Raw genomic sequence first — 12,731 nt, 5'->3', positions numbered from 1 at the left:
AACATCCTCGCCTGAATCCGGTTTAGTATCAGCCGGGGATACTGCCTCGACGAAAATTACCTCTAGGCGCGTGGTCGGTTGCAACAACTTCAACGCGCGGCGCGCCGCCCAGACATAGTGGAATTGATCGCCAGCCCGACTGGGACCAACGCCCGAGCGTACAGTATCAGGCACTAAGTCCCCTCATCGTTCTTTGCCAGAACCATGTTCCAGATCGCCCCACAGCTCCAGCAAACGTTCTCCGCAAACGCACAGCGGACCACCAAGACCTCCAACGGAACCAGTCGCTCCTGGCGCGAGAGACAGCAGGTCGGGCTACGACTAAAACATGAGGACGTCAGCCATTCCCCCGATGGCCAGCTCTGTGAGTCATTCACGCCTACCTTGCTCGTATAAATGCTCGGATCATCGGCTTCAGCCGCTTGTTCGGCGGCGAATGAGAGCTTCGACGAGATAATTACCGCTTTCGGAGATAGGCTGTCGAGGCGACTGCCCGTTTGGGCACCGGGCCGTCGTGAACCGAGCCCGCGGGCGGTCTCGGCCCTGCGGGCGTCCGTCCCTGTCGCGGGCGGGCTGCGCGGATAGCGCGCCGCTCGAACTGTCGGTCCCAGCCGCGCCGTAGAAAGCGGGCCGCCGCACCACGCCGTCCGGCGGAGGCGTCCCGCATTCGGAGCGTCGGGACCGTATGACGGACTCGCCGCCATCCGGTCCTGATCGCCGCGCGCTTCGTGCCCTGCCGGGCGGTGGGGGGTGGCCGCTGCCCTCCCCCCGCAAGCGAAACGAAGACGACCCGTGACGGCTCGCGGGGCGTCGCTCTGCGCTCGCCTTCGGCCCCTGATCGGTGCCTCGCCTCCCGCGCGCCGCTGCCGCTCGGCCGTCCGCGCCACGTCGTCAGGCTTCGCTTGGCACCCCCGCCCGCTCCTCGCCGGAGAGGCAGGGGTGATGACGGGGCCATCACTCCCTGCCCCGATCATCGAGGAGAGAAGACGGTGACGAGCACGACGACGGAACGAGAAGAGCAGCAGTCTATCCCTACCCCGCGGGCCTACCTGGCCTGCCTCGCGAGCTACAACGCCGGCATCCTGCACGGGGTATGGGCGGACGCCACCGACGAGGGCACCTTGCGCGAGGCGGTCGCGGCGATGCTCGCCGACAGCCCGACGGCAGGAGCGGAAGAGTTCGCGATCCACGATCACGAAGGGTTCGGCTCGTGGGGGCCGGACGAGTACGAGGGGCTGGCGCAGGTCGCAGCGAAGGGCGCGTTCATCGCCGAGTACGGTCCGCTTGGAGCGGAGGTGCTGGCGCACTTCTCTGGACGGCTCGAGGAGGCGGAAGCCGCCTTCGAGGAGTATGCGGGCGAGTGGCCGGATCTCGGTCACTTCGCCGAGGACCTCACCGAGCAGTCGGGCATCACCATCCCCGACAGCGTCCGCCTCTACGTCGAGTACGACGCCATGGGGCGAGATCTTGAGCTCGGCGGTGACGTGTTCACGGTCCGCACGTCCTTCGACGCCGTCCATGTGTTCTGGACCGCACGGTGAGGGGCAGGATGATGAGCGAGACGCACACCGCACAGACCCACAGCACCGGGGCGACCGAGCCGTTCGGCCCCCCTTCCCTGCCGGACGCCTATGCGTGCGGGGCGTTGGGCGCCCGGCACGCCGCGCACGAGGCGATGGCGCTCGCGGCGCACCGGGTCCGAACGAACGGCGGTAAGGGCAGCCTCGCCGCCCGCCGGGCGCTCGCCCTAGCGGACGTCGCCGTGCACGAGGCGATCACCCGCCTGATCGAAGGGGATGAGCGATGAGCCGCCCCAAACGCGAGGCGGAGGCGACCGCGATCGGCCTGCAAACGCTCGTCGACGGCGTCCGCCCGATCACCCTCGCCGACCGGCTGGCCGTCCGCGCGGCCGAGCCGATGCGGCCACGATGGAACCCCTACGCCCGGCAGAAAGCGTGCGACGTGGGCCTGTTCGACGAAGTGGGGCGCGCGCAGATCGACCTCATGGACCTGCTTGGGAGTCACTGACTCGAACGAGACCGGCAGCGCTTTCCACAGCTGCCGGTCCGAAGCCGCGATCGACGCGTCACGGGCCATCGAAGCCCCTGCCGCGCCGCGCTGCGCGGTCTGGCGCTCAGACAGCAAGCCGTTGTTCTTCATCCTCCTCGATAGTTTTCCACGACGCGCAAGAACGATTCGACTCACCCCCTCGAGCGTTCTAACCCTCGTCATCCGATGAGAACATTAAGCGAACATACTGATGGGACGCTCCAATGATCGGTCGGTCGGGATTCGGGCCGGGACCGGCGCATCCTGAGGCCTACGAGTACGTGCTCGGTCTACATAAGTCGCTCATTGCCTGGGAGTTCCTGCGGCGATCCGAAGACTATGCGCGACACTACGCTCAGCACAGCAGCCCGTATGACCACGTCACCGAGCGCAAGGCCGGAAACCGGACGGTGCGCGTCCTCCAGCAGGTCAGCCAGCACGCCCGCCCCTTCGGTCTTCTCACCTTCGTCGAACCAGGCCTTCGCGGCGACGACGCGCCCGTATTCTGGCTACCGGAGACCTACGAAGCCGTGCTTCGCATGCGCGTGACGCGCGCCGATCCCAACGAGAAGATCAAGTCGCCGATCCGCATCGATTACCTGCCGTGCCGCATCTGGCTCTTGATGGATCCGAACCGGACGCAGCACGTCCTCCTGTCCGAGCGTTTACGCGCCATTCAGTTCGCTTGCGCTGGTCCGCTCGTCATGGACCCGGACGTGAACCTCGTCCTTGAAGTCCAGGATCGCGCGGACTGGCCCATCACGCTGAAGACGTTCGGTCAGCTGACGGAGTTCTACGACGGCTTCCTGTCCGAGAAGACGGCAGACCAGACCGAGCAGCAGACTGCGAAGTGGCAACGCATGCTCATGGCCTACGACGGCAAGCAGCAAGGCATGACCGACCGTGAGATCGCCGAAGCCTTCTACGGCGAACAGGAAGTCGCTACGGAGTGGGACGGTCGCGACGGACCTCTGAGAGCGCGGACGCGGCGACTCATCTCGAATGCGGGTGACCTAGTAGATGGCGGTTACCGGCGCATCCTGCGCGGACGGTGAGTCAGATGATCTTGTCGCCAGCTGATCGACGCCGCTACCCTGTGAGCGGGGCGTTAGACCGAGGTGAACCGAATGCGTAGCCGCCTTCTCGTCCTTGCCCTCACTGCCCTATCGGCCTGTGCGGAGGGCGAGAGGGACGAGACGGCACAGTACACTGCCGCGTTGAACGCCTACTACGCTGACAACCCGGAATGCGTGCGGGTGGGACGGCCGGTGGACGACGACGGAGTCGTCTTCAAGGTGATGGAAGCTGAGGCTAGTCAGAACCGTGAGACCGCAAAGCTAGACGCGCTGGTATCGGCCGGCCTGCTAACCGTCCGGACGGTCGACATCGAAACCCCCGACTTCCGTACGGGTAACACCGTGCCCGAAGCGGAGCGGCGATATGTTCTGACCGAAATGGGGCGTGCAGCTCTCGCGCCGCAAGCGCTGGCCGGCCGAGGGCGGCGTGGTGCGAGCCAGTTCTGCTACGGTCACCGGGAGGTCACGGCAGTGCTGCGTTCAACGGAACCAGCTGACGCCGTTGGCGCAAAGGTCACTTCCGTGACTTACTCCTACGAACTATCCTACGTCGCGGATTGGGCGTCGCGGGACGCTGTGAGAGCCGCTTTCCCAGGGATATGGGTGGCGGCAGATGGTCCCGCCGAAGATACTGACGAGCTGGTTCTGACGAACGAAGGATGGGTTCGCCACGGTGCGAAACTCTGATGCTGCCAAATCTGGTCAGAGATAGAATTTGTCTCTGAGCCTATATTCTATGTGGTATGCCCTAAGCTTTCTATTGAGCTGTCTTCGCCGACTTCGGCTGCATCATCATGCATTTCTAGCCCCAAAAGCATTTTTGACGGCCGGCCTCTACCCCCACAGGTCAGCTTATCCGAACGGCTCAAACTTGTTCGCTTGCGAGACCTGAATGAGTCAGCGTCGCGAAGGTACTGCGCAGAAGATCCTGAAGCTCAGAGGCCGGGATCGCATTGTTCGCCACGAAGGCGGAGACGATGTCCGACGTCAGGTGGATCGTCTCCGTCTGGTCGATCCCGACCGGCTTTCGCTGCTGTTCAACCACGCATGTCCTCCTCAAGGGCAGTGGAGCGCTCGTGGCGTGCAACGCTCCTCCCGGTCAAGTCAAGCGGGTGCCAATCTGCCGACGGGAGCGGCAGGCGGATGGCTGGCCGGCATCGCCGCAATCATTGCCCTCTCAACCGCTCAGGAAAGTAGCTTTCCCTCTCCTCTTGGGGGAGCTGCCGCCACCAGCCAAGATCGTCCCTCAACATGGCTTTTGCGGTGAAGGCCGCCTCGTAGACCACTGGCTGGCCGGACAACTCCCGACACCGCTGCAGAGCGCGGTCGACGACCACCTCCCCGACGTCCCGCCCGTGGATCCGCTCGAGAACGAAATAGTCGAACTCGGACAGAGGCTCTCCCTCCATGGCCACGCCCGCCGACAGGAAGCCCAAGACGGCCTGCTCGAATTCGTGCCGCTTCGCGTCCCCGGCCTCGACCGCTTCGGTCCAGGCGGAGCAGGGCTCGGCGAGGGCGCCGAAAGTTGACGGCAGCTCGTTGTAGACGGGGCTTGTCAGCAGGAAAGCTAGCAGTGTGATCATCGTCGTCCCCTCCACTGGTATATGCGGGCAGAAGACGCCAGCACCGCAAGGCCCTCGAGGTGCACACTGCCTCTCGGCTCAGCCCGCCGGCCGGTCGAGGAAGGTGATATAGGCGACGGCGCCCGTCGCGATGTAGTTGGTCCACTGCCCGGTCTCGGGATCGATGCGGGAGCCGTCCTCCTGACGGACGATGTGCTGCTGATGATACTCCCGCAGGCCCTTGGTTTCGACGCGCGAGCCGCCGCCGAGATAGACACCGTCAGCATTGAAGTGGGTGGTGACCGTCACCTTCCGCTCGATGCCCAGCTCCTCGAGCGGAACCATCTTCAGCGTTCCGTTCATGAAGGCCTCGTACTCCGCCCGGACCTGCTCGGGAGCGTCCGGTTGCATCGCCGCTCGCCGCATCAGCTCGCCGATCCGCGCTCTCGCCTCGGTGGGTGACGGATTGTATTCGTTCATCCGGTCGGTGACGATCTTCAGGTTGTCGTCACCGAGATAGACCGCCTTGCCGGCGTCGAAAGCTATGCTATCGATCGTGATGCCGTGCGAGACGCCCGCGGCCTGTGACCTGCCGAGCGCATCCTGGAAGGAGGCCATGACGTCGCCACTCGGCTGGCCGAACTGCGCGGTCAGCGCTCCAGGGCGAACGGCCTCCCAATTCCGGGCGATCGACTGGATCGCCGTCGCCTGGCTGTAGCCCGGCACTTCGGCCGGCTGCCGACCGCCATAGGTGACAGCTGGCGACTGGCCCCGCTCGCTTACGGAGGCGGATGGCGCGAGGTTCGAGAACCCGCCGCGCTGAAGAAGGCCGAGCGTTGCCTCGAGCGCGATCGCGCCCGGCGTGATCGGAAATGTCATCGGCCCCTCTCCATCGCCGCGCGGAACGCGCAGCCCATCCTGTCCGCCCGTTCTTAAGAACAGGATAAGGTGACGCCGCCGTTCTTCCGCGCCCGACGAGGCTGGCGGGTCGGCGCGGCGTTTGGGCTCGAGGCCGGAGGTGCACGAGAAGGATCAGCAGCACCGGAGATGCTCGCCGGACGATCGGTTCGTGAGGGCCGCAACCATCGGAAGGAAAGGCCGGCGGTCCCCGCGCAGCTGGAAAGCCTCCACCGAGACGCTTTTCGCCGGCGGCGCGGCGGGCATAAGCCGCATCGGCACGAAACGCAGAAGCCGGATCAGGTCCGCTACCGGCATCCCCATCTCCGCCTGCTTCACCACGACGGCGATCTGCAGGGCCGGGTGCCTCTTGCGCTTTATGGCGCCCCCTCTCCTCGTCGGAGCCGCCCTACGATCTACTGCAGGACGTCAGTCCCATAGGGCCACGTCGTCCATCAGCCGCTCGAGATCGCGCAGGTGAAGCACCAACTCGCGGTTGATTGGCGCTGATCTTATGACCTTCGGGGCCGCACGGCCTACGCCATGTGGACATGCACAGCGTGAGCTTATGCAATCGTCGCCAACGCTACCTGCCCCGATTATGCTCATGTGGAGGAGGCGACCGCGTCGCCCGACACCGCGCCGCCAGCGAAGTCTTGCAACTGCGCCAGCGCGGCCGCGTCGCCCGCTTTCGCTGCGTCGATGGCTGCTATGAAGCTGTCCATGCGCCGGTGTACGGTCTCGGCCAGCTCCTTGAGGAATGGATCCGTGCGCGGATCCTCCGAAGCGGCGAGACGAGACTCAAACCGCGCATGCACCTCACGAAGAGCATCCGCATTCGGTTCCGCCACATCGAGAGCCTCGAACAGCGCCAGGAGTGCATTCTGCGTCTGCGTCAGGTCCTCGGCCGGCCTCCCCTCGTTCGCCATCATCTGATTATAGGTGCCAACCAGGAGCGCACGGCGCCCCCGGTAGCGGTCAGAGTTGATCTCCTCCGGCGACAGCGTGTCGAGGTACTGGATCTGCGCCTTGACGCGCGCCGACCCCTTGAGATGCCCCCACGCCGCCTGCTCGCGGTCGACCATGGCCTTGGAGGCAGCCATCTTCTCCTCCCGCGGCACGGAGGGATCATCGAGTTTGGTCGCGAGGTTCTCGCGGTAAGGAGATACATCGCCGAAGAGGTTTCGTGTGATTGCGGTGAGATCGCTCCCGAGCAGCGCGTCGACTCGAGCGCCGCTCGTGCTCCTGGCCGCCTCCGCCAAGAACTCTTCGGATAGGTCGAGGATTACGGCAGGCGGCTCTGTCGAGGAAGAGCCGCCCGCGGGCACGGCTTTGACAGAAGTTCCCTGAGGCGCTGTGGCGGCGGCACCGAGAGTTGGTGCCGTGAAGTACGAGGTCGTCAGGCCAATCATGAGCACCTCCAAGATGTCGGTGTCATACTAATGACCAGTTCTTAAGCTCGGGTTTATGCACTTCCTCGGACCCGTTCACCAAGAAGTTGCTCATCCTGCCCCTCCGCGAAAAATTATTCTCACAGTCTCGTTATAGCTTGCAGAGAGAAATATTCTGATGCACGCTAGACGTGCGAGCATGGAAGCAAGAATTCAGTTTCTTCCGTGTCTTGACTTCATGCTTCGGCTGAGCGCTCCAGTCGCAGCACGTCGAGCGTGTGCCTGGGCAGTTTTCCACCAGTGAGTATTGTCATGGCCTCTCAATCGTGGCCGCAATCTTGGATTGCATCGTCGCATCCGTTGATTGTCTCAAATCGTAGAAGGGACTACACGTGAACAAGACTAAGATCATTAGCGCTCTTGCCTCGACTGCTATCGGCCTCATGGGAACCGCATCAGCGCAACTCACTGAGATCAAGGTCGTGAACGACAGTTCCGTCGACCTCGAGATCAAGCGGGTCGATGGGGGCGCAGGCTACTTTTCACCCTCGCCACAGGACCCGCTTTATGCAGGTCTTACCGACGACCTCGACCACATTTCTGCATATGATACGGTCACCGCTGGCCGCCTCGAATATAGGGAGTGCGATCTCTATTTTTCCAAGTACCAAGATGCCAGCACTGGCGCCTGGTCTTTCACAGCCGATGCTGAAGACAATATCGGCTGGGATGGTATCGACTGCGAAGTCACCAATGCTATCAAGAATACCTTCACCGGCGAGTTCTCTTTTGAATTGAAATTCACTGACTAGCGTTTAGTGTGAAGATCGAGGCCTGCAGCGACAGGTGCAGGCCTCGCCATGCACGGGGATATCCAGTAGCGGCACGTGATTGGTGCGATCTTGAAAGTGATTAAGATAGCCGATCAGTGTCCGGACAGTTCCCGGTGGGAGAAGGTGGTCGCCGTGAAGCGCAAGATGCACCCGGCCCCGCAGATCGCCGCTGTGGTGAAGCAGGCGGATATGGGGATGCCGGTAGCGGACCTGATTCAGCAAACCGGGATCATGGAGTAGACCTACTACCGCTATGAACGGCTCTCCCGTTGCAAGTGTGACAGTGAACTGGGCGGCGTAAATCCGTTGCAAACATCTATCTGACGTCAGATGGCCAAAGCCAGAGCGCCCGAATGGAACGTCCGCAAGCGTGCGCGTCTGCAGTCGGTAGGCCGCAAGGGCCGCGATAGAACTCAGAGCCCGCGCGAGAAGTCAGGTTGAGTGGCTAGCAGCCACGTGATTCGTAGAGGTGCCTGAAGCCTTTGAGAGATCGCAAGGTGGACGCCACCCCCCCCGCGCGCAGCCCAATCGGAAGGGGCTGCGTTATTCAACTGATACGAGCGAGGAGGAGTGGGCGCTGCTCAATGAATCGGTGCCACCGCCGGCTCGAAGTGTCCGTCCGGTGGTGACCGTTAAGCCGGGCTGAAGTGCCAGGGCAGCAGCTCGTGGACCTTGTTCACCGGGTGGTCGGCGATGCGGGTGAGGACGTCGGTGAGCCAGGCTTGTGGATCGACGCCGTTGAGCTTCGCGGTCTCGGTGAGGGTATAGATCGCGGCGGCACGCTCGCCGCCAGCGTCGGACCCGGCGAAGGTCCAGTTTTTCCGTCCGACGGCTATGCCGCGTAGGGAACGCTCGGCGGTGTTGTTATCCAACTCACATTCCCCGTGCTCGAGGTAGCTCCGCATGCGCTTCATACGTCCAAGCGTGTAGCGGATGGCCTTGGCCAGTTCACCCTTCCCGAGCAGCTGCGGCAGGGTCTGGTGCAGCCAGGCCTCCAGGTCGTCGAAGATCGGTTCCGCCTTGTCCTTGCATAGCTCGACACGGGTCGCAGGGCTCTTGCCGCGGACCTCCTTCTCGATCGCACAGAGTTCTGCGATACGCTCGACGGCCTCCTTCGCAATAGGCGAGCCGGTGCTCTTGGCGATGTCGAACAGCTTCCTGCGGGCGTGCGCCATGCACGCGACCTCTGTGATCTCCTTGCCGTAGATCTTGTCGTACCCGCCATAGCCGTCGGCATGCATGTACCCCTCGAAGCCCCGAAGATGGTCCTTCGGACGCTCGCCCTTCCGGTCCGGTGAGTAGCGATAAAACGCAGCGGGCGGTGCCGGTCCCGCCCAGGGCCGCTCGTCGCGGACGTAGGTCCACAGCCGCCCGGTCTTGGTCCGGCCTCGCCCGGGATCGAGGACCGGCACGGGCGTATCGTCCGTGAAGAGCACCTTGCCGCCGAGGGCATGTCTACCGATCGTATCAACAAGGGGCCTGAGCAATCTGGAGCACTGGCCCACCCAGTCCGTCATGGTCGAGCGGTCGAGATCGACGCCTTCACGCCCGTAGATCTGGGACTGGCGATATAACGGCAAGTGATCCGCGTACTTCGACACCAGGACATGGGCCAGAAGGCCGGGACCCGGCATGCCGCGCACGATGGGCAGGCTCTGCACCGGTTCCTGAGCGATCGTTCCGCAATCTCTACAAGAGAGCTTCGGGCGAACATGGCGGTGCACCACGAAGCGTCCGGGGACGTAGTCCAAGACCTCGCGGACGTCCTAGCCGAGGCGCCGCATCGGCTTGCCGCAGTCCGAGCAAGCACTCTCCGGCTCGTGAACCACGTCCTCGCGCGGCAGGTGATCAGGCCGCGGTTTGCGCTTCGGCTTCTTCTTTGGACCAGACGTATCAGCAGAAGCAGGATCATCCGCAGCGGCCGGTGCACCAGCCTTTGCAGCTGTCTCTTCGAGATCCTCAATACCGAGCTCGAGCTGATCGAGACCCTCACGCTTCGATCCGAACCGGTGTCGCCGAAGGATGGCCAGCTGGTGCTTGAGCTTCTCGATCTCGAGCGCCTGATAGACGACCAGACCCTGTAAGGCTCCGATGTCTTTGGGCAGATCGGAGGGCGGCTTCGTCGGCATAAGATCCGCATGCCGCTGTTCGGCCCCGCTGGGAATCTACGATGTCAAAGAGCAAGGTGACGAAGCGGTGAGGCTATACAACCCGGGTCGGCTGGCGAACAGCCGGCGGCACCCGTGTCAGGCGCCAATCGATACCGTCGAGAAGCGTGGCGAGTTGGGAGCCAGAGATCGAGACCTTCCCGTCCTTCGCGCGCGGCCACACGAACGATCCTTTCTCGAGGCGCTTGTAGAACAGACACATCCCTTGGCCGTCCCAGAAGAGAACCTTTACCCGGTCCCCGGACCTGCCCCGGAAGACGAAGACGTGCCCCGAAAGCGGGTTCTCCTTCAAAACCGTGGCGGCCTGAGCGCTCAGCCCGTCGAAGCCGCGCCGCATGTCGGTTACTCCAGCTGCGAGCCACACCTTCTTCCCCGGCGGGAAGCTCAGGCTCACGAGCGCATCGCCTCCATCAAGGCCGCGACCTTCTTCACCGGCGTCTCTGCGGGCAGGAACAGGCGGCAGCCGTCGGGGAAGCTGATCTCGAGGCGCTCGGTCGCCGCCGACGCTGCAGCCAGCCTCTCCTCGGGAGCGGATGACGCGGTGCCGATCTCGACAGGAAGAAACGACCGAGTTGGCTCCGGTACCTCAGCCGTGAATTTCTTCCGCCACGCGTAGATCTGCGCCGGGTCGACCTCGTGCCGACGACCAACCTCCAGCACCGTCGTGTCCCGGTCGTAGCTCTCTTCGACGATCTGCCGCTTCAGCTCGTCCGGCCAAACCCGGCGGCGCTGGCCCTCGATAATGACATGCCCTTCCAAACCGAGACCTCGCAAGTTGCACAGGAGAACTTCTCCTGACTACTCACTCGCTCAGACCTCGAAAGGCGGTGATGCCCGGACGCGTACCATCGCACACGACCGCCAAACCGATCTCCGGGCGCCTCACATTGTCCGTGTTTGGGAATCTCATCGATCTCCCTTGCCTACTGCTCAGTAGCTTGCCTACTATCTACTGAGCAAGGAGGTACATATGGCAGTCAGCAACAACGCCCCCCTCTTCGTCCCCATTGAGCGGGCGCTGTATGACGAAGTGGTCCGCCGCCTCGGCCCATCCGGCGACGCGCCCGCACGGATTGGTCAAGTCTTGAAGAACTACCTTTCCGACACGAGTACGGACGCTGATGTCTGGCCAGCGCTAAAAGCTGCTGCCAGTCAAGGAAGCCTCGCGCAGGACTACGATCGAACCTACGGCGACCCGCAAACCGGCTATATCTGGGGTCCCGTCGAACTCCTCAATGGCGACGAGGTCCGCATGACGTACAAGGGCGAGGAGTACCTCGCCGAGGTCAAGCATAACCGCCTCTTCTACAGCGGCATGGCGATGTCGCCTTCCGAGTTCGCCTCTTACGTCGCAGGTAACACGGTTAGGAATGCTTGGCGTGACCTAGAAGTGCGCCTTCGCGGCGGCGACGACGAATGGATCCCCGCGAGCGAGCTTCGCCGCCGAGCTCAGGCAGGAGCTTGAGATGATCGCGACCCATCACGCTCAAGCCCGCATGAGGCAGCGCGCAATCGACCAGAACAGTCTCGCGCTCGTCTGCACCTACGGGACCGAGGTTCGCGGCGGCTACCTGATGACCCGCCGCGACGCTGCAGCTCTAGACGGGATTGCCTTCGCACGCGCCTCTCAACTCGTCGGCTTCATCGCCGCGGTCGATGGCGACTGCGTGAAGACAGCATACCGTGCACGACCGAAACAGGCGCGGCGCATGTTGCGCCGCCGCCGCGACAACCACTGACTAACAGCAAGGAGAACGGCCGTGGCGTTTCAACAAGAAGAGTACCGCATTCAAGAAGAGGCCGTCGCTTGGCTGAAGGCCGAACGCGGCTACGATGAGCGCTTCTCGGACCTCTACCAGCACGGCGGGGCGCGGCTCGACAGCGTCGGGCTGATCGGCGAGCGCGTGCACATGATCGAGGTGAAGACCCAGCTCAGGCCGAACGAAGTCGGTCACGCCGAGGACAAGCTCGCTGGCACCCTTACGAGTATAGAAGACCGAAGCGGCGACGGAGCCGCGTCGGTTCTCCGCAACGTCTGGGACCGGAAGCAGGTCCCGCTCTTCGTCGTGCTAGTAGGGCGCTCGACACCGAGCGGCGTCGACGCACTGAAGCAGATGGTCCAGCGTAGAGCGGCCCACGATCAGGTCGACGTGGCGCTCTGGGTATGGACGGGCGAACGCGTGAAGACGATCTGGTCGAGCAGACCTCGCAAAGCTCCTAGAGTCGAGGCGACTCCCCTTCCCTCCGCAACGCCAAAGCGGCCCAACGCGCGGCAGCCCACCCCATCGATCGATCATTACATGAGCGTCGCAGAGCGAGTCGGCTGTTCCGAGATCCTCGTCGCAGCTTTGGACGCCGCATCGAGCCACGGCTTCAAACCCAGGACGACAGCGAAAGGCATCACGCTCTACGACGGCGGAAAGGCTCGGCTCGGCCTCTATCCTGGCGAATCTCGAGCCGGCGAGCTGGTCGTTACGGTTCTCGCCAGCGAGGTCGAGCGCGCGGGCGAGCTGCCGCTTCGAGACCTAGGCCAAGGCCATTTCGAATGGCAGCGGCGCGGCGCCAGTAAGCCCGAATTGGTGGTCGCTGTGCTGGCGGCATTAAGCCGCGCGTAGGCTCTGATCTGCGCGGAATGCATCAAGCGAGCCACGTAGAGCTTCAGTCGAGGAGGAGGGGACGAAAACGCCTCGCCCATCTTCGTCCCCTCCCCGTGACCTCCCGCTTCGGCACCCTCGACCACGCCGCATTCCCGCGG

The 12,731-nt window shown here is 63.5% G+C and carries 15 protein-coding genes and 1 pseudogene; 9 read left to right on the top strand and 7 right to left on the bottom strand.

Annotation, left to right across the window (positions count from 1 at the left end):
- Positions 1–989: 989 nt before the first annotated feature.
- From IE88_RS0114880 to IE88_RS0114860, 5 genes are all read left to right on the top strand, one after another.
- Positions 990–1,541: an antirestriction protein ArdA gene (locus IE88_RS0114880; RefSeq protein ID WP_238319321.1), complete on the top strand. Its 552-nt coding sequence runs from the start codon at positions 990–992 to the stop codon at positions 1,539–1,541.
- A complete protein-coding gene (locus tag IE88_RS0114875; RefSeq protein WP_162178363.1) occupies positions 1,538–1,807 on the top strand; it encodes a hypothetical protein in 270 nt (89 codons plus the stop codon). The genes IE88_RS0114880 and IE88_RS0114875 overlap by 4 nt, the downstream gene beginning before the upstream one ends.
- Positions 1,804–2,028: a hypothetical protein gene (locus IE88_RS0114870; RefSeq protein WP_031556035.1), complete on the top strand. Its 225-nt coding sequence runs from the start codon at positions 1,804–1,806 to the stop codon at positions 2,026–2,028. Before IE88_RS0114875 ends, IE88_RS0114870 begins: the two co-directional genes overlap by 4 nt.
- Positions 2,029–2,273: 245 nt before the next feature.
- The gene (locus tag IE88_RS0114865) at positions 2,274–3,104 is read left to right on the top strand and encodes a DUF2285 domain-containing protein (RefSeq protein WP_031556033.1); all 831 of its coding nucleotides are present in this window, start codon (positions 2,274–2,276) and stop codon (positions 3,102–3,104) included.
- Positions 3,105–3,176: 72 nt separating this feature from the next.
- Positions 3,177–3,812, top strand: coding sequence for a hypothetical protein (locus IE88_RS0114860; RefSeq protein WP_051882334.1), 636 nt, complete (start codon positions 3,177–3,179; stop codon positions 3,810–3,812).
- Between the two features lie 178 nt (positions 3,813–3,990).
- Here the strand turns inward: IE88_RS0114860 and IE88_RS0114855 are convergent, their stop codons facing one another.
- The 4 genes from IE88_RS0114855 to IE88_RS0114835 form a co-directional block, all read right to left on the bottom strand.
- Positions 3,991–4,170, bottom strand: a complete 180-nt coding sequence (locus IE88_RS0114855; RefSeq protein WP_031556027.1) for a MucR family transcriptional regulator — start codon at positions 4,168–4,170, stop codon at positions 3,991–3,993.
- Positions 4,171–4,291: 121 nt separating this feature from the next.
- Positions 4,292–4,708: a hypothetical protein gene (locus IE88_RS0114850; RefSeq protein WP_031556024.1), complete on the bottom strand. Its 417-nt coding sequence runs from the start codon at positions 4,706–4,708 to the stop codon at positions 4,292–4,294.
- A gap of 78 nt (positions 4,709–4,786) precedes the next feature.
- Complete coding sequence (locus tag IE88_RS0114845; protein ID WP_031556020.1) at positions 4,787–5,566, bottom strand: hypothetical protein; 780 nt, start codon at positions 5,564–5,566, stop codon at positions 4,787–4,789.
- 623 nt (positions 5,567–6,189) lie between these two features.
- Positions 6,190–6,996, bottom strand: a complete 807-nt coding sequence (locus IE88_RS0114835) for a hypothetical protein (RefSeq protein WP_156032640.1) — start codon at positions 6,994–6,996, stop codon at positions 6,190–6,192.
- A gap of 371 nt (positions 6,997–7,367) precedes the next feature.
- Here IE88_RS0114835 and IE88_RS0114830 point away from each other — a divergent pair, with 371 nt between their 5' ends.
- Positions 7,368–7,787 carry a hypothetical protein gene (locus tag IE88_RS0114830; RefSeq protein ID WP_031556011.1) on the top strand — a complete coding sequence of 140 codons (420 nt, stop codon included), beginning with the start codon at positions 7,368–7,370 and terminating at the stop codon, positions 7,785–7,787.
- A 653-nt stretch (positions 7,788–8,440) separates the two neighbouring features.
- Here the strand turns inward: IE88_RS0114830 and tnpC are convergent.
- The 3 genes and pseudogenes from tnpC to tnpA all read right to left on the bottom strand — a co-directional run bounded on the left by tnpC (position 8,441) and on the right by tnpA (position 10,735).
- Positions 8,441–9,937: pseudogene (gene tnpC / locus IE88_RS16790) on the bottom strand (IS66 family transposase).
- Positions 9,938–10,010: 73 nt separating this feature from the next.
- Positions 10,011–10,370, bottom strand: coding sequence for an IS66 family insertion sequence element accessory protein TnpB (gene tnpB, locus IE88_RS0114815; RefSeq protein WP_420330142.1), 360 nt, complete (start codon positions 10,368–10,370; stop codon positions 10,011–10,013).
- Positions 10,367–10,735: an IS66-like element accessory protein TnpA gene (gene tnpA, locus IE88_RS0114810; protein ID WP_051882332.1), complete on the bottom strand. Its 369-nt coding sequence runs from the start codon at positions 10,733–10,735 to the stop codon at positions 10,367–10,369. The genes tnpB and tnpA overlap by 4 nt, the downstream gene beginning before the upstream one ends.
- Positions 10,736–10,946: 211 nt before the next feature.
- Between tnpA and IE88_RS0114805 the strand changes: the two genes are divergently transcribed.
- The 3 genes from IE88_RS0114805 to IE88_RS0114795 are packed head-to-tail and all read left to right on the top strand — an operon-like array spanning position 10,947 to position 12,591.
- Positions 10,947–11,441, top strand: coding sequence for a hypothetical protein (locus tag IE88_RS0114805; RefSeq protein WP_031556000.1), 495 nt, complete (start codon positions 10,947–10,949; stop codon positions 11,439–11,441).
- Between the two features lies 1 nt (position 11,442).
- Positions 11,443–11,715 (top strand): hypothetical protein, encoded by a 273-nt coding sequence (locus IE88_RS0114800; protein WP_031555998.1) that lies wholly within the window; start codon positions 11,443–11,445, stop codon positions 11,713–11,715.
- 21 nt (positions 11,716–11,736) lie between these two features.
- A complete protein-coding gene (locus IE88_RS0114795) occupies positions 11,737–12,591 on the top strand; it encodes a hypothetical protein (RefSeq protein ID WP_031555995.1) in 855 nt (284 codons plus the stop codon).
- Positions 12,592–12,731: the final 140 nt, after the last annotated feature.

The organism is Parvularcula oceani, from assembly GCF_000733125.1.
In the GTDB taxonomy this organism is placed as follows: Bacteria; Pseudomonadota; Alphaproteobacteria; order Caulobacterales; family Parvularculaceae; genus Parvularcula; species Parvularcula oceani.
The sequence above is the reverse complement of the archived record's forward strand: the minus strand, read 5'-3'. Positions and strand labels throughout refer to the sequence as shown.